This is a genomic window from Arhodomonas sp. AD133 (assembly GCF_051195215.1).
In the GTDB taxonomy this organism is placed as follows: Bacteria; Pseudomonadota; Gammaproteobacteria; order Nitrococcales; family Nitrococcaceae; genus Arhodomonas.
On record NZ_JBNAZM010000037.1, the window covers coordinates 1 to 26,105 of the forward strand.

The 26,105-nt window shown below is 67.5% G+C and carries 27 protein-coding genes; 16 read left to right on the forward strand and 11 right to left on the reverse strand.

The window, feature by feature from the left end; genetic code table 11:
• The first annotated feature begins 197 nt into the window (after window positions 1-197).
• From ACPEES_RS17110 to ACPEES_RS17135, 6 genes are all read left to right on the forward strand, one after another.
• Window positions 198-1,424 carry an ABC transporter permease gene (locus tag ACPEES_RS17110; protein ID WP_435104791.1) on the forward strand — a complete coding sequence of 409 codons (1,227 nt, stop codon included), beginning with the start codon at window positions 198-200 and terminating at the stop codon, window positions 1,422-1,424.
• A complete protein-coding gene (locus ACPEES_RS17115; protein ID WP_435104792.1) occupies window positions 1,424-2,200 on the forward strand; it encodes an ABC transporter ATP-binding protein in 777 nt (258 codons plus the stop codon). Before ACPEES_RS17110 ends, ACPEES_RS17115 begins: the two co-directional genes overlap by 1 nt.
• Window positions 2,185-3,114 carry an MlaD family protein gene (locus ACPEES_RS17120; protein WP_435104793.1) on the forward strand — a complete coding sequence of 310 codons (930 nt, stop codon included), beginning with the start codon at window positions 2,185-2,187 and terminating at the stop codon, window positions 3,112-3,114. The genes ACPEES_RS17115 and ACPEES_RS17120 overlap by 16 nt, the downstream gene beginning before the upstream one ends.
• Before the next feature lies 1 nt (window position 3,115).
• Window positions 3,116-3,760 (forward strand): ABC-type transport auxiliary lipoprotein family protein, encoded by a 645-nt coding sequence (locus ACPEES_RS17125; protein ID WP_435104794.1) that lies wholly within the window; start codon window positions 3,116-3,118, stop codon window positions 3,758-3,760.
• The gene (mtgA, locus tag ACPEES_RS17130; protein ID WP_435104795.1) at window positions 3,741-4,463 is read left to right on the forward strand and encodes a monofunctional biosynthetic peptidoglycan transglycosylase; all 723 of its coding nucleotides are present in this window, start codon (window positions 3,741-3,743) and stop codon (window positions 4,461-4,463) included. Before ACPEES_RS17125 ends, mtgA begins: the two co-directional genes overlap by 20 nt.
• A 222-nt stretch (window positions 4,464-4,685) precedes the next feature.
• Window positions 4,686-4,997 (forward strand): glycine zipper domain-containing protein, encoded by a 312-nt coding sequence (locus ACPEES_RS17135; RefSeq protein WP_435104796.1) that lies wholly within the window; start codon window positions 4,686-4,688, stop codon window positions 4,995-4,997.
• Window positions 4,998-5,146: 149 nt separating this feature from the next.
• Here the strand turns inward: ACPEES_RS17135 and ACPEES_RS17140 are convergent, their stop codons facing one another.
• Together ACPEES_RS17140 and ACPEES_RS17145 are read right to left on the reverse strand one after the other, a co-directional pair.
• Window positions 5,147-6,004 (reverse strand): response regulator, encoded by an 858-nt coding sequence (locus ACPEES_RS17140; RefSeq protein WP_435104797.1) that lies wholly within the window; start codon window positions 6,002-6,004, stop codon window positions 5,147-5,149.
• A 198-nt stretch (window positions 6,005-6,202) separates the two neighbouring features.
• Entirely contained in the window at window positions 6,203-6,652 is a 450-nt protein-coding gene (locus ACPEES_RS17145; protein WP_435104798.1) for a response regulator, read from the reverse strand.
• 274 nt (window positions 6,653-6,926) lie between these two features.
• On the opposite strand from ACPEES_RS17145, the gene ACPEES_RS17150 reads away from it, so the two are divergent.
• The 6 genes from ACPEES_RS17150 to ACPEES_RS17175 all read left to right on the forward strand — a co-directional run bounded on the left by ACPEES_RS17150 (window position 6,927) and on the right by ACPEES_RS17175 (window position 14,323).
• Window positions 6,927-7,706 carry an amidohydrolase gene (locus tag ACPEES_RS17150; RefSeq protein ID WP_435104799.1) on the forward strand — a complete coding sequence of 260 codons (780 nt, stop codon included), beginning with the start codon at window positions 6,927-6,929 and terminating at the stop codon, window positions 7,704-7,706.
• 259 nt (window positions 7,707-7,965) lie between these two features.
• Window positions 7,966-9,210, forward strand: coding sequence for a hypothetical protein (locus ACPEES_RS17155; RefSeq protein ID WP_435104800.1), 1,245 nt, complete (start codon window positions 7,966-7,968; stop codon window positions 9,208-9,210).
• A 22-nt stretch (window positions 9,211-9,232) separates the two neighbouring features.
• Window positions 9,233-9,943 carry a uracil-DNA glycosylase family protein gene (locus ACPEES_RS17160; RefSeq protein WP_435104801.1) on the forward strand — a complete coding sequence of 237 codons (711 nt, stop codon included), beginning with the start codon at window positions 9,233-9,235 and terminating at the stop codon, window positions 9,941-9,943.
• Between the two features lie 70 nt (window positions 9,944-10,013).
• Window positions 10,014-11,300 carry an aminotransferase class I/II-fold pyridoxal phosphate-dependent enzyme gene (locus tag ACPEES_RS17165; protein WP_435104802.1) on the forward strand — a complete coding sequence of 429 codons (1,287 nt, stop codon included), beginning with the start codon at window positions 10,014-10,016 and terminating at the stop codon, window positions 11,298-11,300.
• Window positions 11,301-11,379: 79 nt separating this feature from the next.
• Complete coding sequence (locus tag ACPEES_RS17170; protein WP_435104803.1) at window positions 11,380-12,459, forward strand: META domain-containing protein; 1,080 nt, start codon at window positions 11,380-11,382, stop codon at window positions 12,457-12,459.
• A gap of 166 nt (window positions 12,460-12,625) precedes the next feature.
• The gene (locus tag ACPEES_RS17175) at window positions 12,626-14,323 is read left to right on the forward strand and encodes a hypothetical protein (RefSeq protein WP_435104804.1); all 1,698 of its coding nucleotides are present in this window, start codon (window positions 12,626-12,628) and stop codon (window positions 14,321-14,323) included.
• Window positions 14,324-14,378: 55 nt separating this feature from the next.
• Here the strand turns inward: ACPEES_RS17175 and mdoH are convergent, their stop codons facing one another.
• Genes mdoH through ACPEES_RS17200 form a run of 5 tightly spaced genes read right to left on the reverse strand, consistent with a single transcriptional unit; the run spans window position 14,379 to window position 19,970 of the window.
• Entirely contained in the window at window positions 14,379-16,298 is a 1,920-nt protein-coding gene (gene mdoH, locus ACPEES_RS17180; RefSeq protein WP_435104805.1) for a glucans biosynthesis glucosyltransferase MdoH, read from the reverse strand.
• A gap of 7 nt (window positions 16,299-16,305) precedes the next feature.
• Entirely contained in the window at window positions 16,306-17,892 is a 1,587-nt protein-coding gene (locus ACPEES_RS17185; RefSeq protein ID WP_435104806.1) for a glucan biosynthesis protein, read from the reverse strand.
• A gap of 49 nt (window positions 17,893-17,941) precedes the next feature.
• Entirely contained in the window at window positions 17,942-18,193 is a 252-nt protein-coding gene (locus ACPEES_RS17190; RefSeq protein ID WP_435104807.1) for a YkgJ family cysteine cluster protein, read from the reverse strand.
• Entirely contained in the window at window positions 18,190-18,972 is a 783-nt protein-coding gene (locus ACPEES_RS17195; protein WP_435104808.1) for an enoyl-CoA hydratase-related protein, read from the reverse strand. Before ACPEES_RS17195 ends, ACPEES_RS17190 begins: the two co-directional genes overlap by 4 nt.
• A 32-nt stretch (window positions 18,973-19,004) precedes the next feature.
• Window positions 19,005-19,970 (reverse strand): LysR family transcriptional regulator, encoded by a 966-nt coding sequence (locus ACPEES_RS17200; RefSeq protein ID WP_435104809.1) that lies wholly within the window; start codon window positions 19,968-19,970, stop codon window positions 19,005-19,007.
• A gap of 139 nt (window positions 19,971-20,109) precedes the next feature.
• Here ACPEES_RS17200 and ACPEES_RS17205 point away from each other — a divergent pair, with 139 nt between their 5' ends.
• Window positions 20,110-20,307, forward strand: a complete 198-nt coding sequence (locus tag ACPEES_RS17205) for a hypothetical protein (protein ID WP_435104810.1) — start codon at window positions 20,110-20,112, stop codon at window positions 20,305-20,307.
• A 121-nt stretch (window positions 20,308-20,428) separates the two neighbouring features.
• Window positions 20,429-20,623 (forward strand): hypothetical protein, encoded by a 195-nt coding sequence (locus ACPEES_RS17210; protein ID WP_435104811.1) that lies wholly within the window; start codon window positions 20,429-20,431, stop codon window positions 20,621-20,623.
• A 248-nt stretch (window positions 20,624-20,871) separates the two neighbouring features.
• Here ACPEES_RS17210 and ACPEES_RS17215 read toward each other — a convergent pair whose 3' ends face one another.
• The 4 genes from ACPEES_RS17215 to ACPEES_RS17230 form a co-directional block, all read right to left on the reverse strand.
• Window positions 20,872-21,537 (reverse strand): hypothetical protein, encoded by a 666-nt coding sequence (locus ACPEES_RS17215; protein WP_435104812.1) that lies wholly within the window; start codon window positions 21,535-21,537, stop codon window positions 20,872-20,874.
• A 228-nt stretch (window positions 21,538-21,765) separates the two neighbouring features.
• Window positions 21,766-22,083 carry an AzlD domain-containing protein gene (locus ACPEES_RS17220; RefSeq protein WP_435104813.1) on the reverse strand — a complete coding sequence of 106 codons (318 nt, stop codon included), beginning with the start codon at window positions 22,081-22,083 and terminating at the stop codon, window positions 21,766-21,768.
• The gene (locus ACPEES_RS17225) at window positions 22,080-22,775 is read right to left on the reverse strand and encodes an AzlC family ABC transporter permease (RefSeq protein WP_435104814.1); all 696 of its coding nucleotides are present in this window, start codon (window positions 22,773-22,775) and stop codon (window positions 22,080-22,082) included. Before ACPEES_RS17225 ends, ACPEES_RS17220 begins: the two co-directional genes overlap by 4 nt.
• A gap of 101 nt (window positions 22,776-22,876) precedes the next feature.
• Window positions 22,877-23,899: a metal-dependent hydrolase gene (locus tag ACPEES_RS17230; protein ID WP_435104815.1), complete on the reverse strand. Its 1,023-nt coding sequence runs from the start codon at window positions 23,897-23,899 to the stop codon at window positions 22,877-22,879.
• 116 nt (window positions 23,900-24,015) lie between these two features.
• On the opposite strand from ACPEES_RS17230, the gene ACPEES_RS17235 reads away from it, so the two are divergent.
• A complete protein-coding gene (locus ACPEES_RS17235; RefSeq protein ID WP_435104816.1) occupies window positions 24,016-25,350 on the forward strand; it encodes a YihY/virulence factor BrkB family protein in 1,335 nt (444 codons plus the stop codon).
• Window positions 25,347-26,099, forward strand: a complete 753-nt coding sequence (locus ACPEES_RS17240; protein WP_435104817.1) for a TOBE domain-containing protein — start codon at window positions 25,347-25,349, stop codon at window positions 26,097-26,099. Before ACPEES_RS17235 ends, ACPEES_RS17240 begins: the two co-directional genes overlap by 4 nt.
• The last annotated feature ends 6 nt before the right edge of the window (window positions 26,100-26,105 follow it).

Here is a 26,105-nt window from a genome sequence, read left to right on the forward strand (position 1 = left end):
GCGCGAACGCGTCTTGCCCCCGGGCCGCTGTGGTGCTCTGACGTATGACAATACTTCTGAGAAGATTAGTAAGCGCGCTCCGGCAGCGGTTCGGCCGCCGCGCCCATCGATGTCATCACGAGCAGGACACCGACCGCCGCCGACACCAGACCGCTCATGGCCGCCCCTCCTTCATAGCGCTTCGCCGCATCGTTCCCATGGTCAGTAAAGGCGATGCCCAGCCAGTGATGATTCCGCCCCGACGAACGGTTAACATCGACATAGTGCCCGGGCCACCGGGCTACCACTCGCCCCCCGGCCAGGAGGAACGCGCCATCAGCGCCACGGCCCGACCGCCCACTCTGGAGCACGACGCCACCAACCGGCGTGCGCGCGCCAGCGGCGACTGGCAGCTGGACACGGTTCCGAAAGTGATGCGGGCCATCGCCGGACTACCCGCCGGGCAGTCCGGGTGGCGCCTGGATCTCTCCGGGCTGGGTACACTCGATACCGCTGGCGCGGTCTGCTTGCAGCACGTATTGCGTCGCCTCGGCGACGATGCGCAGGTCACCGGGGCACGCGATGACCACCGAGCGTTGCTGGCGCTGGTCACCGACGAGACGGCCGAACGGCCGCCACCGCCGCGCAGTCACGGCCCCCTCGCGCGACTCGGACGTCTCGCGAGCGAACGCGTCGAACGCGGCATCGCGTTCCTGACCTTCACCGGCGAGCTGGCTGCGGACACGGTGCCGCGACTCGCCACCCCGCAGCGGATTCGCTGGCGGCAGATCGTCGCCGAAACGGAAAAAGCCGGAATCAACGCCCTGCCCATCGTCGGCCTGCTCGCCTTCCTCATGGGTGTGGTCATGGCCTATCAGGGCGGCACGGTCCTGCGTGCCTATGGTGCCAACGTCTTTCTGGTCGAATTGGTGGGCATTACCATGCTACGGGAGATGGCGCCGCTGCTCGCGGCGATCATCGTCGCCGGGCGCACGGGCTCATCCTACGCCGCGGAAATCGGCACCATGCGCATCACCGAGGAGGTCGACGCCCTACGCACCTTCGGCGTGACACCATTCGAAATGCTGGTGCTGCCCAAGGTCGTGGCACTGGCCGTCGTGATGCCGCTGCTGAGCCTGTGGGCGGACATCCTCGGGGTGTTCGGCGGCATGGTGGTCGCCAACAGTCTCTATGGCGTGAGCTTCGCCAACTTCATCGACCGCCTGCCACAGGCGGTGCCGGTGTCCATGTTCTGGTCGGGTATCGGCAAAGCGCCGGCATTCGCCCTGCTCATCGCCATGGTGGGGTGTTTTCACGGCTTTCGCGTGCGCGGCAGCGCCGCCGAGGTCGGTCGCGCCACGACGCTGGCGGTGGTTCAGGCGATTTTCATGGTGATCATCGCCGACGCCCTGTTCTCAATCGCCTTCCAACAACTGGGAATCTGATGAGCGAGGCGGTCATCGAAGTGCGCAGGCTCACGACCCGCATTGGCGGGCGAACGATCCACGAAGGACTCGACCTCACCGTCGAACGCGGTGAATTACTCGCCATCGTGGGCAGCAGCGGCGCCGGCAAGACCGTGCTCGTGCGTGCGATCACGATGCTCCTGCCCATCGCCGGCGGTGAGGTCCGCCTCTTCGGTGAGCCGATCACCGGCCTCAACGCCGGCAACAGCCGTGGATTGCGGCGGCGCATGGCGCTGATGTTCCAGCGCGGGGCGTTGTTCACGGGCATGACGGTGCTGGAGAACGTGATGTTTCCCCTCGCCGAGCACACCCGGCTGCCGCGCGCGTTGCAGCGCGAGATCGCCGGGCTGAAGATCCGGCTCGCCGGGCTCGCCCCCTCGGCCGAGCACCTCTACCCCAGCGAGCTCTCCGGCGGCATGACCAAGCGTGCCGCCCTCGCCCGCGCCCTCGCCCTGGACCCGGAGCTGCTCTTCCTCGACGAGCCCACCGCCGGACTCGACCCGGTGAGCGCGGGCGCTTTCGATGCGCTCATCCGCGAGCTCCGCGACCTGCTGGGCCTCACCGTGGTGATCATCACCCACGATGTAGACTCACTGTGGGAGATCGCCGAGGGCATCGCCTTTCTGGGTGACGGGCACGTGCTTGCCCGCGGCAGCGCGTCCGAGCTCGCCACCTCCGATGTCCCGGCGGTGCGTGACTATTTCGCCGGCGCCCGAATGCAACGTGGCAGGGAGCGCTCATGGACAACCGCGTGAACTACACCCTGGTAGGGCTGTTCGTCGTCATCCTCACCACCGCCCTGGTAGGTGGCGGTCTGTGGCTCGCCAGCGGCCTGCGTAACGGCGATACCAGCAACTACTCGATCTATCTCACCGACTCCGTTTCCGGGCTCTCGCGCGACTCCGCGGTCACCTACCGCGGCGTGGACGTCGGCCGAGTCAACGAGCTGGAGATCGATCCCCAGCGTCCCCAGCGCGTGCATGCGGTCATCAGCGTCGACAGCGAGCTGCCCCTGCGCCAGGGCACCACGGCGACGCTCAAAATGCGCGGCGTCACCGGTATCGCCTACGTGGAGCTAACCGGCGGCAAGGCAAATGCGCCGCTGCTGCGCGCACAGGACAGCGAGAACTACCCGGTAATCCCGTATGAGGAATCGCTGCTGCGACGACTGGACACCGCGGTCACCGAGGGGATGGATACCCTCGACCGCCTAGGCCGCCAGGTCAGCGACCTCCTGGGCAAGAGCAATCAGCGCGCGCTGTCGGAAACCCTCGAGAACATGGCAAAGGCCTCCGGCACGCTCGCCGACAACAGCGACCGCATCGAACGCGTACTCGCACGCACCGAGCAGCTGCTCGAACGCACCGACGGCGCCGTCTCGGGGCTGCCGGAAACCTTCGCCGACGTGCGCGCGGCCGCACGTCGGATCGAGCGCATGGCAGCCACCTACGAGGAAGCTGGCGCGGAGCTCGCGGCGCTGGGGAAATCCGGCGACGAGGGCATGCGGCAGTTCAGCGACAACACGCTACCGCGCATCGATGCCCTGGCCGGGGAGCTGCGGACCCTCTCCCAGCGCCTCGGTCGCCTCATCGACTCCATCGCCGAACGTCCGAGCCAGCTAATCTACGGTCGCCCTCGCCGGGCACCCGGACCCGGGGAGGAGGGCTGACATGGATGTCTCCGGAGCCTGCCGACTGGCCGTTGCCACACTCCTCGTGACAATACTCGCCGGCTGCAGTGTCCTGGACAACGCCACGGCACCGCCACCGCGTACACTGCAACTGATACCCAGCGGCGACGTGGAGCTGGCCGCCCACGGGGATCACGGCGTTCTGCTGATCGAGGCGCCCGAAGCCCGCGCCGGTTATCGCAGCGCCGCCATCGCCTACCGCCGTGAGCCACTGACGCTCGACTACTTCGCTACCGCGCAGTGGGCGGCGCCGCCGGCGCAGTTGCTCACCGACGCGGCCACCGACGCCTTCGCCGGCGCCGGCCTGTTCGATGCGGTTTTAACCCCGGCTTCGGCGGTCCCGGCGGATTACCGTCTCCACCTCGAGCTGCTCTACCTGGAGCAGGATTACCGCCGCGGTGACGGCGGGGTGGCCCGAATCGCGGTGCGTGCGCACCTGATCCGAACCGCCGACAACCACGTCGCCGGCACGCGCCTCCTCGCCGCCACACAGAGAGCCGAGGTTCCCGGACCGTCCGCCGCCGCCAACGCGGCCAGCGGTGCGGCCAGGCGCCTGCTGGCAGACCTCGTGCGCTTCGTCGCCGAGCTGCTGCCGGCCGACCGCGATGGCGACGGAACGTCGTAGCTGGTATCGCCGGCTGCGCCGATGGCTGCTGGGCGCCGCGGTCGCGGCGTTGGCCCTGAGCCTGGCCATGGTGGTGCCGTTGCGCTGGATCGACCCGGTCACCAGCGCCTTCATGCTGCGACACCGCGTTCTAGCCGCCACCGGGGAAGACTATCGCGCCCCCGAGCAGGAGTGGGTCGCGCTCGAGCGCATCGCCCCGGTCATGCGTCTGGCGGTAGTGGCTGCCGAGGACCAGAAGTTCCCCGGTCACCCGGGCTTCGACCTGGAGGCGATCGCCAATGCCCTGCAAGGGCATCTTCAGGGAGGTGAACGGCTACGCGGGGCGAGCACGCTATCGCAACAGGTGGCGAAGAACCTTTACCTGTGGCCGGCACAGACGCTGTGGCGCAAAGGGCTGGAGGCGTGGTTCACGGTACTCGTGGAGCTCACCTGGCCCAAGCGCCGCATTCTCGAGGTCTATCTCAATATCGCCCAGTTCGGCCCCAACACCTACGGCGCCGGGGCCGCGGCACGACGGTTCTTCGGCGTCTCCGCGGCGACGCTGAGTGCCGAACAGGCCGCGCTTCTGGCTGCCGCCCTGCCCAACCCCCGGCGCTACCACGTCGATGCGCCCGATGACTATCTGCGCGAGCGTCGGCAGTGGATCCTCGAACAGATGCGTGCCCTGGGCGGCCCTGCCTGGCTCGAGCAGGCATTGCGCTAGCCGCGCCCCCGGAAACCACCCTGTCGCCCGCTAACGACAGCACCGTGGAAACCGCCCGCCCACCCGGGGGTACCGCGGCGCCCTGCCGCCCGGTTGCAGGGACGGCCGACGACGCCTCGGGGTGACACCCATCCGCTTGGGTCCACGCTGACCGCGGCACCTCTGCACACGTGCACGCAGCACCTTAGGCTCGGGACGTTCACGCCAACAAGGAGCCGTGTCATGAAGACTCTGTGCCTGACCGCCACCCTCGCCACCGCCTGTTACGCCTCGTTCGCCTGCGCAGACGACACCCTGGACGCCGCCATCGGTGGCGGCATCGGTGGCGCTGCCGGTGCGGCGATCGGCAAGGAGCTCGGCGGCCGGGACGGCGCGATTCTCGGCGGCGCGATGGGAGCGGCGGCCGGAACCGCGATCAGCACCGAACCCGACGAGCACGATCGCGTTGTCATCCACCGCGAAGAAGCCCGTCAACGACGGGAAGACAAGCGCGGTTTCTGTCCGCCCGGACACGCCAAGAAGGGCTGGTGCTGAGCAACCGCGTCTACGGGGACTGCCGCCCCCGTAGACGCTTTGCCAGGTAACGACATAACCCGATTGTCCCGGACGCGGGGACCGTCACCCCGCCCCCGGGTGCAGCGTGCGCGCCTTGCTCAGCGAAGCCGACGCGGCCCTGCAGCAACTCAACACTCGTGGGCGGCGAGATCCGCCACGTACTCCCGCAAGGCGGCCAGCGCCTGGGGGGACAGCCGGAGAGTCACACGCCGGCGGTCGTCCGGGTCGGGCTCGCGCAACACCCAGCCTTCGCGCTCGAGATAATCCAGGTGCCGTAAAGCGGTGGTCAGCGGCACGCCGGCACCGACGGCGACTCCGGAGACGTAGCAGCGCGCATGCTCGCCCGCCGCGTGCGCCAGCTCCAGAAGAATGGACCAGGCCGGCCCGTCAGCGACGTCCTCGCCGAAATGGCGGGCGCGCAGCCGGCGCTCGACACTCAGCCTCGCCACCGTGGCAAAGAAGCTGCCGTCATCATCGGTGCCGGACTCATACGCCGTCGGTAGGGCGTTCTCTCCTGTCGGCGCCGCCACCACCGGCCCGGTCATACCCGCATCGCCCTCGGCCTGTCGCAACAGGGCCCGACCGATGGCATTCATCATCCGCTCCGGGTCCCGGGGACGGGAGACGAAATCCACCGCTTCGTGCCTGACGGCACCGGCGACCTGCCCGCGGGAGGCCTCACCGGTCAGATAGATAATGCCGGGCGCCCTGGGCCCCAGCTCAGCATTCACCATCTGCGCCAGCGTCAGGCGATCCATCCGTGGTATCCGCGCATCCACCACGAGGATGCTGTATTCCCCGCTGCGCAGATACGTCAATGCATTCACGGGGGTATGCAAAACGTCGACGTCCAGCCCGGACGCCGCCAGCAGCCCCGCCATGTCGTCGCCTGAGCCCTCGTCACCATCCACCAGCAGTGCCCGGGGCCGCTGCTGCCCATCTCCTTGCGCTCCAAACCGAAACACGTGCTCCACTGCAGATGCCATGCCCACGCTCCTGTGCTGTGCTAACGGCCGCTCGGCCTGATACGCCCCTAAGGCGCCTTCGTCGTGGCGTGGCGTCTTCATGCCGACTTGCCCGTCCGGGGGGTCGGTCTGCTCCTGCACCGGCCATCCGCTCACGCCGATGACCGTCTCCTGGCTTTGTCCGTGTGTTATCTCGACCCAGCGTAATCCAATGCCCGCTCACACTCTCAAGCCCCGGGTATGGCGTACGATCGCGTGCTCGAGCTCATCGGGATCCAACGGCTTGCTGATAAAGTCGTCGGCACCGCAGCGCAACGCATTCCAAGCGAACCCGAACGAGGCCTGCCCCGTGACCAGAACGCAGGTCGGAGGTTCACGGAGCGTGGTCTTGATGCGGCGAATCAAGTGCGGACCGGTCAATCCGGCCTTGTGATGATCGCAGATGAGCATGCGGTATTCCGCTTCACCGAAGAGCCGCCGCAACGCGGCTTCGGCGTCGGATTCAACGCAGGCGACCAGGCCGAAGTCATTCATGCGCTGCGCTAGCTCGGTGGCGAAATCACGGTCGTCGTCGACCACCAGGGCCCGCCCGAGCTCTGGCTCGAAAACCACCGGTGACACGTGAATCCTGCGTCGGGATTCACCTGGAGGCTCGTCGGCGAGTGGCATCCTTACCTCCTCCCCTCGACAACGTCACTGTTTCCATCGACGCGATGGCAGCATGACGAGGGGAAACATACCCAGGCAGTTCCGCCGCGCATGCACGCATGTCATCCTCAGACGAACACGGCGGGCGCGGTGCATTGCCATCAATTCGCACCTCTTAGGATTGAACATAGCAAGCACTCACCGCCGCTCGGGGATTAATTGCTCCGAATCGGATCGGCCCGCCCCCGAAGCACAGAAGCCAGGAAGCGGCGCCACAGACCACACGGGAGGCATCATGGACACGCTGACACTGTCACTCGTGCAAAGTGATCTGCACTGGCAGCGACCACAAGCCAATCGCCAACGCCTCGGCGAACTGATGGCGCCGTTGGCGGGCCATACCGACCTTGTGGTGCTGCCCGAGATGTTCGCCACCGGCTTCACCATGGCCCCCGAGGAACACGCCGAATCGGCCGACGGCCCGTCGCTCGCATGGATGCGCGAACAGGCACGGCATCTACAAGCCACCGTGACCGGGAGTCTTGCGGTCCGAGAGGGCGTGCGCTACCACAACCGGCTCTACTGGGTCTCGCCTGCCGGCGACTGCCTGACCTACGACAAGCGCCACTGCTTTCGCATGGCCGGTGAGCACAACCACTACACCCCGGGCACGCAGCGCATGACCACCACCATACGCGGCTGGCGGGTGTGCCCGCTCATCTGCTATGACCTGCGTTTTCCCGTATGGAGCCGTAGTCACGACGACTACGACCTGCTGCTGTACGTCGCCAACTGGCCGGCGGTGCGCCGCTCGAGCTGGCAGCGCCTGTTGCCCGCGCGCGCGATCGAGAATCTCTGCGTCGTCGCCGCCGTCAACCGCGTGGGCGAAGACGGCAACGGGAAGGCATACGCTGGCGACAGCGCGGTGGTCGACTGGCTGGGCGACCCGCTGGTCAGCCTTGACGATACCGAGGCCGTACGCAGCGTCACCCTGCAACCGGAAGGTCTCAGACGCTATCGCGAGCGGTTTCCGGCACACCTGGATGCCGACCCTTTCACACTCGGCGAGTGCTAGCACCGTCGTGCCGGCAGGCTTACAATCCCCGCCGCAGCGGTGCGGAACGAATGCACCTGCCGCCCGATCCATCCGGGCTGGCGCGCGCTTACCGACACGCGAAGCGCGTACAGGGAGGATATAGCCGGATCACGGGCACACCGGACCGCGCGGCGCTGCCGCCTCGCAGGCGCGGAGATGCGAAACTGCTCGGCAGTGCGCCGGGAGGCCGCGCGGCCATCATCGGCGCACCACCGTCAGCACGGATACACGTATCAGCATGCCGCAGGTAATCGCACTGGCCGACAGTCGGGAACGGCTCGCCTTCTTCCGCCGCATGCGCACAGGCCTGGCGGAGCTTGGTGCGAGTCTGCACGTCGTCACGCCCTACCCGAGCCTGGTGCGCGCCGGACGTCGCGCAGGGCTCACGGTAACGCGCATCCCCGCCGGCTCGCCGGACGTAGCGTGTGAAGGCACCGATACAAGCGCGGACCGACGGACACAACGGCTGCGCACCGGGACACAGCGGGTGCTCGAGCGGCTCACGAACAATGCCCCGCTCAACCTGCTGTTGATCTGGGACGGCAGTCAGCCGGCCGGATCCGCGGCGGGTGAGGTCGCCACGCGGGACAACGTGCCGGTGCTCTATTTGCAGCCGCCACAGCTGCCCGGCCATCTCATGGTGGACCCGGAAGGCACGGACACCACGAGCAGCGTGGCACGCAATCCCGATTTGCTGGATCGGTTCCCCGTCGCCGAACGCGACTTCCTGCGCTGGCACGGGCTGTACCGCACGCGCCGGCGCGAAAGCGCGTCGGTGCCCGCCTCCGTGGTGGAGCCCACACGCACCCCGGGGGCATGGCTCGACCGCCTGATGTCGCTGACCGGGCAGGCGCCCATCGCGCGCCCGCCCACGGTGCGTGGACAACGACGGCGCCACAAAGCCATCCAGGCGGTACTCGCTCAACTGCATGACCCGCTGCCGGGTGACTATGCACTCTACGTCATGCAGCCGGACGACGATCCGGCGCTACGTAACGGGCAGACACCCGGACCGACACAAGGGCTCGACCGGGCACTGCGTATCGCCCGCGAGCAGGGGCTGCCGCTGGTCGTTCGGTTCGATCACCGTCAGCGCGACCCGCGCCGGCTCGCGGGGCTGGTCGCTCGGCTGCGCTCCAGTCGCGACGTCTACCTCACCAGCCAGCAGTGTTATCCACTGGTGGAGTACGCCCGGCTCGTGATCACCGTGAACGATGCCGAGGCGGTACTGGACGCACGTGTGCTCGAACGCCCGTTGATCGCTCTCGGCCCGAGCCTGATTGCCGAGCTGCCGGAGCGGCGGCTGGCGCAGCTGATCCTCGGCTACAGCGTCCCCGTGGACTACTACTCGCACCAGAGCATCGCCTCGGAGGCGATCGTCAGCATGCTCCGGCGTCTGCCTCCGGCCCAGTTCGCCCGGTTCGCCGAGGCCACCACGACGCCCGCCGACGTCGCCCTCACCAGCTCCACCGCGAATGCCTGACAGCGCCCAGGAGATTTCCGACTTGAACTTCACCGCAGAGCAACGCGCCGCATTTCGAACGGCTGCCCGCGACCTCGAGCGCATCGATACCGCCGTCTACGAGACCTTCGACAAGGACCCTCTCGAGCCGATCATCGGCATGGGCGAACCGCACCTGCCGATCGGTTTCTTCGGTCGTGACCCGGGACGCGAGGAGGTTCGCCACGGAACACCGTTCATCGGCAGCGGCGGGCAGAAGCTCAGGGCCACGCTGCACGAATTCCATCACGGCAGCGCGATGCCCGACTTCGACGCATCGCTGGCCATCGGGCGCGCTTACTTCTGGGCCAACACGGTTCCCTACAAGCCGGTGGGCAACAACGCCTGGTCCATGGCGGCAAAGAAGCGTTTCCAACCGCTGATGGCCGAAGTCCTGGTCCGCAACTGGCAGGGCCGGGAGTTGATCACGCTGGGGCGCGAGGCTTTCCTGTGGTTCGGCATCGGCCGGCCGCGCGACGAACGCCAGGCACTCGAGGCATTCTGGCAGCGAGCCGACCGCTTCGAGGCGAGCACCGAAGTCACGGTGGCCCTCGCCGACGGCACCACGGAGCGCTTCCGGCTACATCCCTTGCCGCACCCCTCGCCGCTCAACGCCACCTGGTACCGACACTTTCCGGCGCTGCTGCGCAACCGCCTGGAACGGCTGCACACACCGTCGGACACCGGCCGCGCGGCGGGAAGTCTCCTGTTATAGTGAATGGTCGAGCGTATGCCTGCCATGACCCGACAGGCCGCCATCGACATTACCGACCGACGGGAGCCCCATGAGCGCACTCAGCAATCTCGACGACCAGGCACTACAAGAGCTGCACCAGCGCACCACTGACCGCTACGAAGACTTCAAGGCCCGCGGCCTCGCGCTCAACATGGCGCGCGGCAAGCCCGCCCCCGAGCAGCTCGACCAGGTCAACGCTCTGCTCGGCCTGCCGGGCGCCGAGCGCTTCACGGCGGCCGACGGCACCGACTGCCGCAACTATGGCGGCGGCCAGGGGCTGCCCGAAGCGCGCGCGCTGTTCTCGCGCCTGGTCGGCGCGGCGCCGGAGCACACAGTGGTCGCGGACAACGCGAGCCTCGCGCTGATGCACGACCACATCGTGTTCAGCCTGCTCAAGGGCACCCCGGATAGCACCGAGCCCTGGGGCCGCTCGGGCACGATCAAGTTCCTCTGCCCGGTTCCCGGTTATGACCGGCACTTCGCGATCTGCGAGGAATACGGCATCGAGATGATCAACGTCCCGATGACCGACGACGGGCCGGACATGGACCGTGTAGAAACACTGGTGGCCGACGACCCGGCCATCAAGGGCATCTGGTGCGTGCCCAAGTACAGCAACCCCACCGGCGCGATCTACTCGGATGCGGTGATCCAGCGCCTCGCCGCCATGACCGCGGCTGCGCCGGACTTCCGCATCTTCTGGGACAATGCCTACACGGTGCATCACCTCACCGACGAGCGCATCGAGATCGCCAACCTGATCGACGCCTGCGCAGCGGCCGGCAATCCCAACCGTGCGCTGGTGTTCGCCTCGACGTCGAAGATCACGTTCGCTGGCGCGGGCCTCGGTATCCTCGGCAGCAGCGAGGAGAACGTGCGCTGGTATCTGGGCCTGGCCGGCAAGCGCTCTATCGGCCCGGACAAGGTCAACCAGCTCAGGCACCTGGCCCTGCTCCCGGACGAGAACGCGCTCGTGCGTCTCATGGATGGACACCGCACGCTCATCGCCCCCAAGTTCGAGGCCGTCTACGAAGCGTTCGATCGTGTGCTCGGCGAGCACGGTGTCGCCACCTGGACCCGACCCAAGGGCGGTTACTTCATCAGCCTGGATACGCCCGAGGGATGCGCGCAGCGTACCGTCGAGCTCGCCAAGGAAGCGGGTGTGGTCATGACCCCGGCGGGCGCAACGTTCCCCTACGGCCAGGACCCGGAGGATCGCAACGTACGCGTGGCCCCGACCTTCCCTGGCATCGACGAAGTCCGTCAGGCGGCGGAAGGGATTGCGGTGGCAACGCTGCTGGCGGCGACCGAGCGCGAGCGCGCCCGCCGCGCCTGACCCCGGAACCGGGGCGGCCGCGGCCGCCCGACTCCCGCACGCCCGCCGCACTGCGGGCCGACACAAGGAGGCTGTCACAATGGCTGTATCCGCCCCCATCGGGCGCGTCCTGCGAGCACTCGCCACAGTGGCCCTGCCATTGACGCTCGCGGCCTGCGCCACCGGGCCGCAGGTAACGCCGCAGGCCACGCTGAAACCACTGCCGGCGAGCTTCACAGGCACCCTGCCCTGCGCCGACTGCCCGGGCATCGACTACCGCCTGAATCTGTTCGCCGATCACAGTTTCTTCCTGCGCCGGCATTACCAGGACAGTGACAACGGTACCTTCGACGCCATCGGCCGCTGGGCCCGTGACGGCGAAGGACGGCTCGTGCTGCGCACTGGCGGTGACGCACCGCCGGGCAGCTACGTGGTGCTCGACGATGGTCGAGCCCTGGAGCAGCTCGACCGGGAAGGCGACCGCATCGACTCCGAGCTCGATTACCGGCTCGCCCGTACCGAAGACTTTCAGCCCTTCGCCCCGGCACTCGACCTCGCGGGTATGTATCGCTACGTCGCAGACGCGCCCCTGCTCCGCGAATGTCTCACGGGAAGGCGGTTTCCCGTGCGCGGCGGGCCGGACAACGCCGCACTGGAACGCGCCTATAGCGAGTCCGGCGTCGAGCCCGGTTCGCCGGTCAAGGTCACCATGCGGGGCCGCATCGAACGTCAGGCAGCGATGGAGGGGACCGGGAAGGAAGCCGTCGTCGTGGTCGAGGCGCTGGAAGGTGTCTGGCCCGGTGAGAGCTGCGGCAGCCCGTTCGCGGACGCTGCGCTCACGAATACCCGCTGGCGCGTGACCCGGCTCGATGACCAGCCGGTGACGGTTCCGGACGGTGGCGAGGCACCGCATCTGCGCCTGCATCCCGGCGACTCGCGGGTTACCGGTTTCGCCGGATGCAACCAAGTGATGGGCCGCTACGAGCTCGGCGACAACGGGAACCTGCAATTTCCACAGCTCGCCAGCACGCTCATGGCGTGCCCGGACACCGGCGAGCAGGAGCAGCGCCTGATGCGCGCACTCGAAGCAGTGACCGGTTTCGAGATCGACGGCAGCCACCTGATGCTGCGCGACGATCAGGGTGCCACCCGCGTCTATCTGGAGGCGACTCACCTCTAATCACCACTGAACGCACCGCCGCGGCCCCCGGACACGGGGCATCGCGGCACTCATCCGTTCGACGGACGCCCGAACCCCCGGCGTGACTGTTCCCGGACACACTGTGCCGGTATCCTCGCCGGTTGGCGAACCACTCACCCCCGGAAACCCCCACCAGGGAGTCGGTATGAAGCGTATTGCAGGAATCATCGTACTCGTCGCGGCAGTGGCCGCTGCCGCCGGCGGCTGGTATGTCTACCAGGGTAACGCCGGTGGCGACGCCGGCGGTGCCCAACCGCTGCTGGCCCACGTGCCGGCGGATACCACCTACTACTTCGGCTATTCGAAAGCCTACCCGGCAGCGGACTACGCCATGCTCTGGCAAGGCATGATGCCCGCCAACGCCGGGGAAGATCTGCCCGACCCGGCTGAGGCTCGCAAGGAGGCAGGTGACGCCGGCGCCATCCTCATGGCACTGTACCAAATGCAGATCGAGGCGACCCGTGCCGGCGAGCCGCTCGCCCGCTTCGGGCTGGACGCGAGCGGTATCGGCGGATTCTACGAGGTGCGGGGCCTGCCGGTTTTCCGCCGCCGGGTCGCAGACACCGAGGCCTTCTGGAAGGCGCTGGACGAGGCCGAGTCCAGTGCCGGTGTCACCGCCGGGGGCAGCGAAGCCGGTCAGCGCCGCTACCCCTTCAAGGCAGGCGAAGCGGGCGAGCCACCGGCACTGGTGATCGCCGTTCGCGACGGCTATGTGGTCGCCACGCTGGCAGTGAGCGATATGGCTGACGCCCTGCCCGTCGCCCTGGGGAAAGAAACTCCGGCCGAGACCCTGAACGACACCGACCGCCTCGCCCAGCTCGCCGATACGCACGAAACGCTGCCCTGGGCCACCGGGTTCATCGAGCACGGCGCGCTGGCACAGGCATTCACCGGCAACGGCGACAGCGGCCTCGGTCGGCTGATCACCGCCGTGGTGAGTGCCTATGGCGAAGAGCCGCCGCGCATGGACGACGCCTGCCGCGACGACGTTACCCGCCTGGCCGAGCTGTGGCCGCGCAGCGTCATCGGCCTGACCGAGCTGGACGCCGACACGGGTCGTGCCGGCGTGCGCCTGGCAACGCCGGTGACCGACCCGGCCCTCGCCGAGACCATGATGCGCCTGCGGGGCCACATCCCCGCCCCTGCCGATGGCGGAGTGGCGAGCTTCGGCATCGGGGTGAACGTCTCCGAGCTCCTGCCGGTGGCCCGGGAGCTGGCGGGGCGCTTCACCGCCGCCGACTTTCAGTGCGCCCCGCTGAAGGGGCTTCAGGCCCAGGTTGCCAGAAGCGACCTCTCGAGTCTCGGTATGGCCACGTCCATGCTTCGTGACGTGCGTGGCGCGGCCGCTACTCTGCTGACCCCGGAAATGAACGGGCAATCGCCCAAGGGCGTGGTGGAGATCGCGACCCCGCAACCGAAGGCGCTGTGGTCGATGGCAAGCGGCTTTCTGGGTGCCGGCGAGGCGCCGGAAGTCGGCGGTCCGCCGGTGGCGATCCAGGCACCCATGGCCGGCAGTGGGCCGGTGCGTGTGGCCCTGCGCAAGGACCGCTTCATCGTGCTTGCCGGCGAGGGCGTTGAAATCCCGACGGCGTCCACCGGCGATGACGAGGCGCTGGCACCCAACGGACTGCTCGCCGTGCGCTACAACCTGGCGCAGGCGAGCGAGTTCCTGGGAGCCATGGGATCGCTTCCGGGTACCGGTGGCGCTGTCACGGACGACGAAGAACTCGCGGAGCTGCAGGGGACCCTCGGCCAGATCGACGTGGACTATGGCATCGCCCTCGACGTCACTGCCGACAGCATCCGTTATGACATGACCGTTGCCCCCGGCGAGACCCCCTGATACGCCGGTGGGCGCGCCATTGCCGGGGCGGGCTGACCCCGGGTACCTGCCCGGATCAGCCCGCCCAGCGCGGGCGCTCCCCGCGCCAGTGGCCGCCTCGACGAAGCGGCTGAGTGGGCATCGCGCTCAGCCGTTCGGGCAGCAGCGGTGGCTCGTTCGCAGCTACCCCGGTGGGCTCGTCACTGCACTGAGCCGCACCCTTGAGCAACACGTTGAGAGCCCGTAATACCGGTGGCGGCTCCAGATCCTCCGGCGCCGCCCACGCCCCGACACGCATCATGGCCTCGCCCCAGTCGATACGGCTGGAAAGCACGACGATGGGCGCGGCAAGCACCAGCCCCGTGACGATGGGCGTCAACCACCAGAAAAAGCCGGTTGCGAACCAGGCGGTCACTGCCGTCCAGACCGCGCCGCCCACCATCGGTACCGTCGTATGGCGTGCTGCTTCACGCCAGGGCACGGCGCGACCGTCACGGACCTGCGGTCCCCAGTTGGTGCCACGCCCGCTGACCACGGCAATCACGAAGCTCGAGTGGAACGCCATCATCACCGGCGCGATCACCACCGAGAAGACGGTTTCCGTGAGGACGTTGGCACACAGCCGCAACGCCCCGCCGTGAGCCGAGCGGCCGCGGCGCGAACCCAGATACAGCAGCAACCCAAGAGCCTTCGGCAGCAGCAACAGGGCGACGGTCACCGCCAGCAACGATGCGATCTCGGAGGTCTTGGCAATCGGCCAGTCCGGGAAGAGCTGGTAGCCGTCGCGGAAAAAGCGCCCCGCACTCAGTGCCCGCGTGAGCGCATCGGCCGTGCTCAAGGCGAGCATGATCAGCCAGAGCAGCGACGAAATGTAGGCAGTCGCCCCCATGAGGAAGTGCAGGCGGCTCAGCGGATGCAATCCATGGACGGCGATGAGCTTGAGATGCTGTAGATTGCCCTGCACCCAGCGACGGTCGCGCTTGGCGTAGTCGAGGATGTTGCTCGGCACCTCTTCGTAGCTGCCCTCGATTTCCGGCAGCAGGTAGACGTGGTAGCCCCCGCGTCGGATGAACGCCGCCTCCACGAAATCGTGACTGAGAATCTCGCCGCCGAGTGGCGGGCGGCCGGGCAGCTCCGGCAAACCGCAGCACTCGGTGAATGCCTGCGTGCGGATGATCGCGTTGTGCCCCCAGTAGTTGGCGGCGTCCATCTGCCAGAAGCTCAGCCCGGTGGCGAGCATCGGGCTGTAGAGCCGCGCGGCGAACTGCAGGAAACGACCGAAAGGCGTCACCTGGCGCACCGGGATAGGCACCGTCTGTATGATCCCCGCCGCCGGGTAACGCTGCATGGTCCGCGTCAGCTGCACCAGCGCCTCGCCGCTCATGACGCTGTCGGCGTCGAGAACGATGAGGTAGTCGTAATACGCGCCCCACCGCCGGCAGAAGTCGGCGATGTTGCCGGCCTTGCGGCCACTGTTGTCGCTGCGGCGCCGGTAGAACAGCCGGCCGGCGGCGTCCAGCCGCCGCACCAGCGCCGCCCAGCCGGCTTCCTCGGCGGCGGCGATGTCCGGGTCACGGGTATCGCTGAGGAGGTGGAAGTCGAACGCAGCGCCATCGCCGGTCGCCATCAACGACTGCCACGTCGCCTCCAGGCCCGCAATGACCCGGGTGGTGTCTTCGTTGTACACGGGCATGACCACCGCCACCCGGTGCGTTACGCCGTCGTCGGGAATCGGGCTTGCCCCCAGCGTGAGCGGGTGGCGGCGCAACAGGCACAGCAGAAACCCGGCCATCGCCGACCAGAAGGCCATCGCGATCCAGGTGAACGTGATCGCGAAGACAGAGAGAATGCCCCACTCCAGGACGGTCGTGCCGTTCGCGCGCAGTATGTCGAACATGAGCACGACCCCGCCGGCCGCACTGGCGATGACCAGCAGCGCGAACGCCACCCGGCGAAGCCGGGCGGCGGGACAGGCAATGCCGCCGGCGGCGGTCATGAAAGGGTCATGGCAGCGCATTGGGGTCCCAGAGGTAGTTCCAGGTCTCGGTCAGGCGCTTGCCGCGCAGGGTCAGGTACATGCGCATATCCGCGGGCTTGCCGCTCTCCGGCGCGAGCCGGAAACTCGCACGCCAGCCACCGTCGGGCAAGCGGTGAACCTGCTTGTTCTGGATGAGCCCGGTCGAGGTCTCCAGGTGCGCTGTCACCGGCTGCCCTTCGACCAGCGAGTCGAGCTCACCGCCACGAAAGTCCACGATGAACTGGCGCAGGCTGCGTGGCGGCGGATCCTTCTGCCCGGGTATCGCCGCCCAGCCAATGCGCGTTCGCACGGTGCGGCCGAGGTCGTGCGCCTGCGGCGTTGCGGACAGACTGGTCAGGCGGTAGCGCGTGGTCATGGATTCGCCGGCCTGCAGCGGATCCTTCGGACTCCAGAACGCGACGATATTGTCGTTGACCTCCTCCTTGGTCGGAATCTCGACCAGATGCACCGCGCCCTTGCCCCATGCGGGCTCCAGCGGTTCCACCCATACACTCGGGCGGCGGTGATAGGCGGCTTCGAGATCGAGATAGCGCTGGAACCGACGGTCGCGTTGAAACAGCCCGAAGCCACGCGGATCCGTGTCCATGAGCGCGCTCTCGCGCAGGCTCTTCGGATTGGTGAGCGGTCGCCAGATCCACTCGTCACCGGCGGTGTGCATCAGCAGGCCATCGCTGTCGTGCACCTCCGGACGGAAGTCGTCACGGTGGTCGACCTTGTTCTCGCCATAGAGGAACATGCTCGTCAGCGGCGCAATGCCCAGGCGCTGGACGTTTTCACGCGCGAACAGTCGCTGCTCCACGGTAATGGCAGTAGGCGCCCCCGGGGCAATGTCGAAGCGGTAGGCACCGGCGAGCGAAGGACTGTCGAGCAGCGCATAGACGGTCATCTCCGCGACCTTCTCGTCCGGGCGCACGAGCCAGAACTCGCGGAAGCTCGGAAACTCTTCGCCGCTCGGCAGCGCCGTGTCGATCGCGAGTCCACGCGTGGAAAGGCCGTAGACCTGCTCCCGGCCAACGAAGCGGAAATAGGACGCACCGAGAAAGGCGACAACCTCGTCGGCATAGTCCGGATCGTTCATCGGGAAATGCACCCGGAAACCGGCATAGCCGAGGTTTTCCGGCGGCGGGCCGTCGAATATCTCGCCGCCATCATAGCGGAAGAGCGCGGGATCGAAGGGTACTGTCCGCACCTGCCCATCCTCGACGAGGTGGATCGTCACCGGCTCCCGGTAAAGGAACCCGGGGTGGAAAAGCTGCACCTCGAACGGCGATTCGCCCTTCCACAGGGCACTGTCTGGACGGAAGCGGATCTGCCGGTAGCCATCGTAATCCAGCTCGGTGAGCGCCGCCGGCATGTCAGGCTGCGGCGCCTGATACGGCTTTTCCGCGAGCGAACGCGCGCGCTCGGTAACCTGCTGGAACAGTCCCGGGCGTTCCGCGGACGGCTCGCTCTGGGACTGGGCGCCGGCACATGCGCCGAGGAGCACGGCAGCGACCACAACACCACGCAGCCATCGCCACGCTCCTCGATCGTGACGGTAGTCTTCCGCCATGAAAACTCCTTTTTCCGCGAGTGGTTGGACCGGAGGTGGGGTGAGCCTGTCAGCCGGTTTCACGTTCGAGACGGGCGAGGCGGGCAAGTGCCTCGTCCCGGCAATTGCCGCATAGCGCCGGCGTCGCGCTGAAGCGCTCGCACACCGCCGGTCGCTCCGGTCGCCCGAACAAGGCGCAGCGATTGTCCACCGTGAGCTGGACGCAGCGTACGCCGGCGGGTTTGCCCTCAGGCATCCCCGGCAGGGGCGACGAAATCGACGGCTCAATGCAGCAGGCGCCGCAACCGGCGCGACACTTCACGTTCGACCACCTCCGGACGACTCGCCCAAGAACGCGGCGAGTGCCTGGCGATGCTCCTCCGAACGAAGACGGCGCGCAAACGTACGGGCTTCCCGATCGATAACGTCGTGCAGCCGGGCCCGCTGTGCCGGGCTCCTAAGCAGTGCGCGCGTTTCGGCGACAGCCTCGCGCGGCAATGTCGCGATGCGACGACACCAGGCATCCGCCACTGCCGCCACCGCAGCCGGCTCACACACCTGCGAGACGAGCCCCAGCGCCTCGCCTTCCCGGGCATCGAAGCGATCACCGAGCAGCAGCAGCCGCGCGGCACGCTGTGGCCCGACGAGCTCCGGCAACAGCGCCGTGCTGGCGAACTCGGGCACGAGCCCCAACGGAACGAATGGCAAAGCGAATGTCGTATCGGTCGACGCCACCACCGCATCACAATGCAGCAAGAGCGTGGTTCCGATGCCAATGGCGCTACCGGTCACTTCGGCGACCATTGGCAGCGGACAGTCGACCACCGCATGCAGGAACTCGAACACCGCAAGCTCCGTGATCGCCGGTGCCTCGTCGCTCTCGGAAATGGCGCGAAAGTCCTGCAGGTCATTGCCAGCGGTGAAATCGCCCCCCTCGCCGCGGAAACGCAGCACCGCCACCGCCGGGTCCCGTCCGGCGCGATCGACCGCCCCGGCCAGCGCGGCATACATCGCCTGGGTCAACGCATTCTTTTTCTCCGGCCGGTCCAGCGTCAGAGTGCGCACCCCTGCGCTGGTCTGCTCGCGCACGTGCTCGCTCATTACGCCTCCCTGTGGTTGTGTCCCGCTCGCGCTCAGTCCCGCGGCGCACTGATACGCGCGCGCCACTCCTCCGCGGTGAACTCGACGCCCTCACGCTCCCAGGGGGGCACGGGGGTGAACACCTCGACGAGAAAGTCGACGAAGGTTCGCACCTTGCGCGAGAGGTGGCGACGATGGGGATAGAGAACATAGAACGCCGAGTTCTCGTGGGGATACTCCGGCAGAACGGGCACCAGCCGTCCGGCGCGGATATCCGGTACCACGAGCCAAGTGGACAGACGCGCCAGCCCCGCGCCGGAGAGAACCGCCTCGTAGACGGCGTCCGCGGTGTTGGCGCGAAAATTACCGCTCACATGCAGCACGCGGCGGCCGCCCACTTCGTCCTCGAACTCCCAGTCATTGAACAGCTCGAGCTCGGAGAGCGCCAGGCAATTGTGCTCTAGCAGCTCCTCGGGGGTTCGCGGCGTGCCGTGGCGCTCCAGATACGAAGGCGCGGCGCAGATGATGCGGCGGTTGACGCACAGCTTGCGCGCGATCAGCGATGGATCGTCCATCTGCTCGCGCCACTGAATGGCGACGTCGATGCCCTCGTCCACCAGGTCCACGTGCCGGTCAGTGAGCTCGAACTCGACGTTGATCTCCGGATAGCGATCGAGGAACTCGTTGATGCGGGGCAACACCTCGACGCGGCCGAAGGCGACCGTCGCCGCCACGCGCAGCGTGCCCCGGGGATTTTCATTGAGCGAGGTGACCGCCTCCTCGGCCTCCTCGATTTCCTGGATGATGCGTGCGCAGCGTTCGTAATACGCCTGCCCCGCTTCCGTGAGGCTGATCCGCCGCGTCGTCCGGTTGAACAGCCTCACCCCGAGGCGATCCTCAAGTCGGCGGATCTGCTTGCTCACCGCCGAGGGCGTCAGGTCCAGATCGCGCGCCGCGGCGGAGAAGCTGCCCTCCTCCACGGCTCGCGCGAAGATCATCATTTCGGCCGCCTTGTCCATGGGTCCTCCCGCTATCTATGCCGGACATTCACAGCCGGTTTGCCGTGCTCCGGGATTATCGCTGCCGTCGCCTATTGTATTGTGCTACGCAACATTCAGCGCGCGCCGTCTCCGCGACGGCCGACGGAGGCCACGAGTCATGCGCACACGCAAGGATTTTCACACATTTGGCGAATATAGCAGCGATAAGGTCAATGAGGCGGTGATGCGCGGTCGCCGCCTGCGCGCCGCCGCACTGCGCCGGGCGGCCGCGAATCTCTACCACGCATTCAGCCGCGGCCGCAGCGAAGCCATGTATCGACGCCTGGCGGCGCACACGCGGCCGTTCGCCCGTTGAGGCAATTCGTGAGCGTCAGTCACACCTGTTGTGACGACAGAATCTTTATCGGTTGAACACATTTGTATAAATTTTTGTCAACAAACGCGGACACATTGCGGGCCGCGAAAGGGAAACAACCATGAATCAACGCGAACCCATTGAGCATGAAGCCCGGATCACGCTGCTCGATGTGGAGCCGGTCCTGCGACGCAGCCGCCGCCTTCGCAGCGACATGATGGCACGCGCGCTTCGCCGGTTCGCCAATGCCCTGCGCGATCATTCGCATGGCTATGCGGAGGTCGGTGGCCTACTGACCCGCGCCCCGATGGGGTAGGGAAACGCTGGACGAATCGCACGCACGCGGCAGTCGTTCGCCGTTTCCCCGAGAATTCCGCCGGCGATTGCATCGCCGGCCACCCCGGGACTTCCGGGATATCGCCTCTCCTCCTCTTGGCCGGCCCTTGTGGCCGGCTTTTTTTTGTTTGTTGAACGCAGTGCGCGAGATTTTCTCCGCGGGAACGCACACCCCGGCAATCGCCGGAGTGTACTGGAGGGCACGAGTGTGCCGAAGCGGCGACGACACTAACCGGCAGCTGCCGCACAAGCGGTCTGCGGCGCCTCGTCACGCCCGCCAAGTACTGCATCCAGTGCCTCCAGGCCAAAGCAGATGACAGCGGCACCATGCCCCCGGGAATCAAGCCCGGCCCGGACGAGGTCGTCAGTCGAAGCCAGGCCGCAGCGACCGATCGCCTGCCATCCCGCCTCGCCCTGCACTTCCAGTCGCAGACCGTGGGCAAGCCTGTTGCGCTCGGGCAGAAGCCGATAAGCCGAAGTCACTCCTGCGCCCGCCGTCGCCGCGCGCACCAGCGTCGCGAGCTGCATTGCCGTCACCGGCGCTTCACTCACCCGCGCCAGCATCAGCTCGTGGCGATACCCGCGATCGTCGAGCACCGGCCCGGGAGAAACCACGAGCCGGTCGTTGGGCGGATCGAGCGCCTGGCTGGCGAGCAGCTCACACACCCCACCGACCAGGCCGGCCCGCGGTCGCGGCCGCCGGCGCTCACCGAAGCCGGACGACTCCCAGGGCGGTAGCCGCAGAAGCTGGCGGCTGCAGCCGATTACCTCGGCAACGGACTCGTGGACGCGCGTGACCAACGCCTGGAAACGATGTCCCCCGTGAGCCGGCTCGGTCAGATCGCGACTGGCCAGCATCTGCTCCAGTCGCGATGATTCGTCCTTGCTCTCCATGGCTTGCCCTCTGTAATGGAGACCCCCAAACGAAAACGCCCCCGGATCTCTCGATCCGGGGGCGTTTCGTGTGGCGTCTGGCTTAGGCTCTTGCGTCAGGCAACACGGCACTGGCCCGGATCGATAGACCCAGGATAAAACCAGAAAAACCAAAAGCGCGTGTTACCGATGACCGACATTCTCAATGACTCTGTGGCTGTCGACTTGACAGTAGCACCGACGGGGCGGTCACCGCAACAGTGCGCTGACCGCCCATAGCACCACCATGCCCGCGGCGAGGACCCAGAGCGTGTTACGTGTGCGCCAGGCGACGAGGGCGGCGACGGCGCCGCCGGCCAGTCGTGCCGGATCCAGCGGCTCGGGGCCGCCCACGACGATCCCGGGGACCACGAGCGCCGACAGCACGGCCGCCGGGACATAGCGCAGCGGTCGCCGCAGCCAGTCGGGCATGCCGCGATGGCCGACCGCCTGAATGAACGACAGGCGCAGCGCGAATGTGCCCACGCCGGCACAGAGGATGATCAGCCACACCCCCGTCTCGCTCACGCGGCCTCCCGGGATATCACCGATTCCGCCACGACACCGCTGGCGATGCCGGCCACGGCGCCGGTAATCATGCCGAGATTGAACGGCAGCCCGTGGGCGGCAAGCGCGACGCCTCCGCCGAACAGGGCGGCCACTGCCATGGGCCGGTCATGAACCGTGGGCACCAGCAGAGCCAGGAAGATCAGGGGCACGGCAAAGCCCAGCTGCCAGGCGGGCGGCACCGCGGCGCCTATGAGAATGCCGGCAGCGGTGGCCGCCAGCCAGACCACCCACAGCGGCAGCGCCGCACCTAGATAGAACCAGTGCCGCGCCGCCATGTCCGGATGTGCTATGAAGCGGCCGATGCACACGGCATACGCCTGGTCGGTCAGCAGATAAGCGAGCGGCCATTTCCAGCGAACGGGCAGATGGGCGAAATGCGGCGCCAGCGATGCGCTGTACATGGCGAAGCGCAGGTTGATCACCAGCGCCGTGAGAATGATCACACCCGCCCACGCACCGTCGGCGACGAGCTGCGCGGAAGCGAGCTGAGAGGCGCCGGCGAAGATGAACAGCGACATGCCCATGGTGGCGAGCACGTCCAGACCGGCGTCGCGTGCGGCGATGCCGGCCATTACGCCAAAGGGCACAGCGCTGGGCGTAATGGGGCCCATGGCCCGCAGCCCCGCGACGAAGGCGTTTCTCGGGGTCATGACGGTTCGCTCTCGATAGTAACGACCGGACGGCCGTCGGTGACGATCGTTGCAATTGTAACAGTTGCCAGTCGGCGTGTTGCATCCGTCAGGGGCGCGGGTCAGCGGCAGGCGATGTACCGGGTGGGCCATCCGCTGCCACAGGCGACGAGTTCCTGCACCACGACAGCCAGTGACGGACGCTGCTGCTCCAGACGCCGGCTGACCACCGGCCGGGTGATACCCCCGTGACGTTCACCCACCTGGAAACGAAAGGCATAGTACGGTGCCTGTCCCATGCGCAGGTCGGTGATCACCACCCGCTGCCCCTCGGCGGTCACCGCGTAGAATCCCTTGGTAAAGGCGGCCAGACGCTGTACCGCCCAACCCTCGCCGATGCCCTGGAGCAGCTCCGGAGCGCGGGTATAGCGCTGCCATCGCACGGGCAGCGCGCCATCGATGCGGTAGAACCCCTCGTAGTACGCGTCGTCGCCCACCGCGACCAGGCGCCAGAGCACGGTGTTGAACGGCGTCGGCGTCGCCAGCAGGCCGTTGACGTCAAGATCCGCGCGGGCGAGCGCACGCTGCCCGGCGGCCTCTGCCTGCTGCTGGGCGATCACGCTCCAACCCAAATACGCGGCACCCAGAGCCAGTCCTGCGAGATTCCACCGACGCGCCCGGCGCCAACAGCGTCGGCCAATTAACGCGCCGACCAACCCCACGGCCACGGGCAGGGTATAGAGCAGATCAATGATGAAAATGCTACCGAGGCCCACGGGATAGTCGGAGAACGGGAGCAGCAACTGCGTACCGTAGATGGTGAACGCATCCAGCAACGCGTGGCTGATCAGTACCAGCCAGAAGGCGGCGAACCAGCCCCCGAACGCACGTCCGCAGCGGTCCTGGTGCAGGCGGTCCGCAGCGGCTGCCAGCAACACCGCGGCGACGCTGAGGAACGCCAGGGCATGACTGGCTCCGCGGTGATAGGTGAACGAGGCGACGGCGTTATCGAAGGGGATGACGACGTCCAGATCAGGCAGGGTACCGGCGATGCCGCCCCAGACGAAGGCGCGCGCACCCGCCCGCCGTCCCATCACCGCCGCCCCCACCGCGGCACCGAAGACGAGCTGCGTCAGTGAATCCATGGAAGCAAGTCCCCTCCTGTCTCCGCCCGGGGTGCCGATCCGGCTCCCTCCCGGAGCACGCTGTGCCAGAATGCGGGGTGACGACACCGCCGACCAGGCCATCAGGTCCCCAAGTCGTGTACATCCAAGAACTCTACCAACGTCTCGACAATCTGCTTCGACGCCCCGAGACCGATGATCTGCGCTGGTGGCAGCGCCGGGGGCTGTTTCTGCTGCGCCTGGCATTTTCAGTCGGCGAGGATGCAGCCCGCGGCCAGCTCACCCTGCGTGCCACGAGCCTGGTCTATACCACGCTGCTGTCGATGGTGCCGCTGCTCGCCGTGAGCTTCTCGGTGCTCAAGGCCTTTGGTGTCCACAATCAGATGCAACCGGCCCTGGAACGTTTTCTGGCGCCGCTGGGCCCACGCGGCGCTGAGATCACGGAGCAGATCGTCGCGTTCGTGGAGAATGTCAAAGTGGGCGTGCTCGGGGCGCTGGGCCTGGCACTGCTGCTGTATACCGTGGTCGCGCTGGTGCAGAAGATCGAGCAGGCGTTCAACGCGATCTGGAGCATTCGCCACCCGCGCCCGCTGCTGCAACGCTTCAGCGACTACCTGAGCGTACTGCTGATTGGGCCCGTGCTGGTCTTCTCCGCCATGGGCATCACGGCGTCGGTATTCGGATCGCAGTGGGTTCAGTCTCTGTCGACGGTAGCGCCGCTGGGCCTGTTGATCGAGGCGCTGACACGACTGCTGCCCTACGTGCTGATCGTCGCCGCCTTCACCTTCGTGTACCTGTTCATTCCCAATACTCGTGTGCGTTTCGGTTCGGCGCTGGTCGGGGCCTTCGTGGCCGGAGTGCTGTGGCAGAGCAGCGGCTGGGTGTTCGCCGCCATGATCGCCGGCTCCACACGGTATACGGCCATCTACTCCGCCTTCGCCACGCTGGTGGTGTTCATGATCTGGCTGTACCTGAGCTGGCTGATCCTGCTCATCGGCGCGAGCATCGCCTACTATCATCAACATCCGCGGCAGCTGATCATTCGCGGTGACGCCGCCGCACTCAGCCCGAGACTGCAGGAGCGCCTGGCGTTCGCGCTCATGGCGCTGATCGCCGGCGCCTACTATGCACGCACGCCGGCGCCGAACGCCGATGAGCTCGCCGACAGCGTCCGGCTGCCACCGTATCTGGTGGGCGAGAGCCTTCAGGCGCTGGTGGACGCGGGCTTCCTGCGACCGCTTGACGGCGACAACGCCACCACGGTGTACGTACCGGCCACCCCGCCGGAGACCACGGCGCTGGCGGAACTCCTCGCCGCCGTGCGTACCCACGGCGAACGCCCCGGCATCGACACGCGCGCTCTGACTGCGCCGACGGCGGCACGTGCCGCCGGTGATGCCTGGGAAGAACACCTGGCGGAGACACTGGCCGGGCGCACCGTGCGCGACCTGGTGACGGAGGCTCACTCGTGAGCCGCACGGACAGCGACCGACTCACCGACGATCTGCGCCTGCTCGAGGCGTTGGATCGTCACGGCTCGATCAAGTCCGCCGCCCACGCGGCAGGCATCGGCTATCGGTCGGCGTGGAACCGCATCGAGCGAATCGCCAATCTGTCGGCAGTCCCCCTGCTGGAGCGGCGTACCGGCGGGCGCCACGGTGGCGGAACCCGGCTCACCGACGCCGGACGCCAGCTGCTGGCGGCGTGGCGGCGTCTCGCCGCCGAGCAGGACCGGCTCGCCGCGGAACCGGCCACCGCGGGCGCGACGGGCGATGCGATCGCGCTCACCCGACGACTGGCATTGCGCACCAGCGCCCGCAACCAGATCTACGGCCAGGTTACGCGCATCCACGCAGGCGCCGTGGAAGTGGAAGTCTGCATCACCCTCGCCGACGGCTCTCAGGAAATCGCCGCGGTGGTGACCGCCGAGAGCCTGCGTGAGCTCGACATACGCGAAGGCCGTGGCGTGCACGCCTTGATCAAGGCGTCGGCGGTCATGATCGCCACCGGCGAGCTGAGCGTGAGCGCCCGCAACCGCCTGCACGGCCACATCGCCCGGGTGGTGCCCGGCACCGTCAATGCGGAGGTGGTACTCGAGCTCGCCGGTGGCCAGACCATCGCGGCGACCATCACTCAGGACAGCGTCGAGCGCCTGGGTCTCGCCCCGGGCGTGGCAGCGACCGCGCTGTTCAAGGCCTCCAGCGTCATTCTGGGGGTCTGAGCCGCC

Excerpts from the sequence above, each read along its gene's own strand:
- ACPEES_RS17110 (WP_435104791.1), top strand. The coding sequence starts at position 198 with ATGGTCAGTAAAGGCGATGCCCAGCCAGTGATGATTCCGCCCCGACGA.
- ACPEES_RS17115 (WP_435104792.1), top strand. The coding sequence starts at position 1,424 with ATGAGCGAGGCGGTCATCGAAGTGCGCAGGCTCACGACCCGCATTGGC.
- ACPEES_RS17120 (WP_435104793.1), top strand. The coding sequence starts at position 2,185 with ATGGACAACCGCGTGAACTACACCCTGGTAGGGCTGTTCGTCGTCATC.
- ACPEES_RS17125 (WP_435104794.1), top strand. The coding sequence starts at position 3,116 with ATGGATGTCTCCGGAGCCTGCCGACTGGCCGTTGCCACACTCCTCGTG.
- mtgA (WP_435104795.1), top strand. The coding sequence starts at position 3,741 with ATGGCGACGGAACGTCGTAGCTGGTATCGCCGGCTGCGCCGATGGCTG.
- ACPEES_RS17135 (WP_435104796.1), top strand. The coding sequence starts at position 4,686 with ATGAAGACTCTGTGCCTGACCGCCACCCTCGCCACCGCCTGTTACGCC.
- ACPEES_RS17140 (WP_435104797.1), bottom strand. The coding sequence starts at position 6,004 with ATGGCATCTGCAGTGGAGCACGTGTTTCGGTTTGGAGCGCAAGGAGAT.
- ACPEES_RS17145 (WP_435104798.1), bottom strand. The coding sequence starts at position 6,652 with ATGCCACTCGCCGACGAGCCTCCAGGTGAATCCCGACGCAGGATTCAC.
- ACPEES_RS17150 (WP_435104799.1), top strand. The coding sequence starts at position 6,927 with ATGGACACGCTGACACTGTCACTCGTGCAAAGTGATCTGCACTGGCAG.
- ACPEES_RS17155 (WP_435104800.1), top strand. The coding sequence starts at position 7,966 with ATGCCGCAGGTAATCGCACTGGCCGACAGTCGGGAACGGCTCGCCTTC.
- ACPEES_RS17165 (WP_435104802.1), top strand. The coding sequence starts at position 10,014 with ATGAGCGCACTCAGCAATCTCGACGACCAGGCACTACAAGAGCTGCAC.
- ACPEES_RS17170 (WP_435104803.1), top strand. The coding sequence starts at position 11,380 with ATGGCTGTATCCGCCCCCATCGGGCGCGTCCTGCGAGCACTCGCCACA.
- ACPEES_RS17175 (WP_435104804.1), top strand. The coding sequence starts at position 12,626 with ATGAAGCGTATTGCAGGAATCATCGTACTCGTCGCGGCAGTGGCCGCT.
- mdoH (WP_435104805.1), bottom strand. The coding sequence starts at position 16,298 with ATGACCGCCGCCGGCGGCATTGCCTGTCCCGCCGCCCGGCTTCGCCGG.
- ACPEES_RS17185 (WP_435104806.1), bottom strand. The coding sequence starts at position 17,892 with ATGGCGGAAGACTACCGTCACGATCGAGGAGCGTGGCGATGGCTGCGT.
- ACPEES_RS17195 (WP_435104808.1), bottom strand. The coding sequence starts at position 18,972 with ATGAGCGAGCACGTGCGCGAGCAGACCAGCGCAGGGGTGCGCACTCTG.
- ACPEES_RS17200 (WP_435104809.1), bottom strand. The coding sequence starts at position 19,970 with ATGGACAAGGCGGCCGAAATGATGATCTTCGCGCGAGCCGTGGAGGAG.
- ACPEES_RS17205 (WP_435104810.1), top strand. The coding sequence starts at position 20,110 with ATGCGCACACGCAAGGATTTTCACACATTTGGCGAATATAGCAGCGAT.
- ACPEES_RS17210 (WP_435104811.1), top strand. The coding sequence starts at position 20,429 with ATGAATCAACGCGAACCCATTGAGCATGAAGCCCGGATCACGCTGCTC.
- ACPEES_RS17215 (WP_435104812.1), bottom strand. The coding sequence starts at position 21,537 with ATGGAGAGCAAGGACGAATCATCGCGACTGGAGCAGATGCTGGCCAGT.
- ACPEES_RS17225 (WP_435104814.1), bottom strand. The coding sequence starts at position 22,775 with ATGACCCCGAGAAACGCCTTCGTCGCGGGGCTGCGGGCCATGGGCCCC.
- ACPEES_RS17230 (WP_435104815.1), bottom strand. The coding sequence starts at position 23,899 with ATGGATTCACTGACGCAGCTCGTCTTCGGTGCCGCGGTGGGGGCGGCG.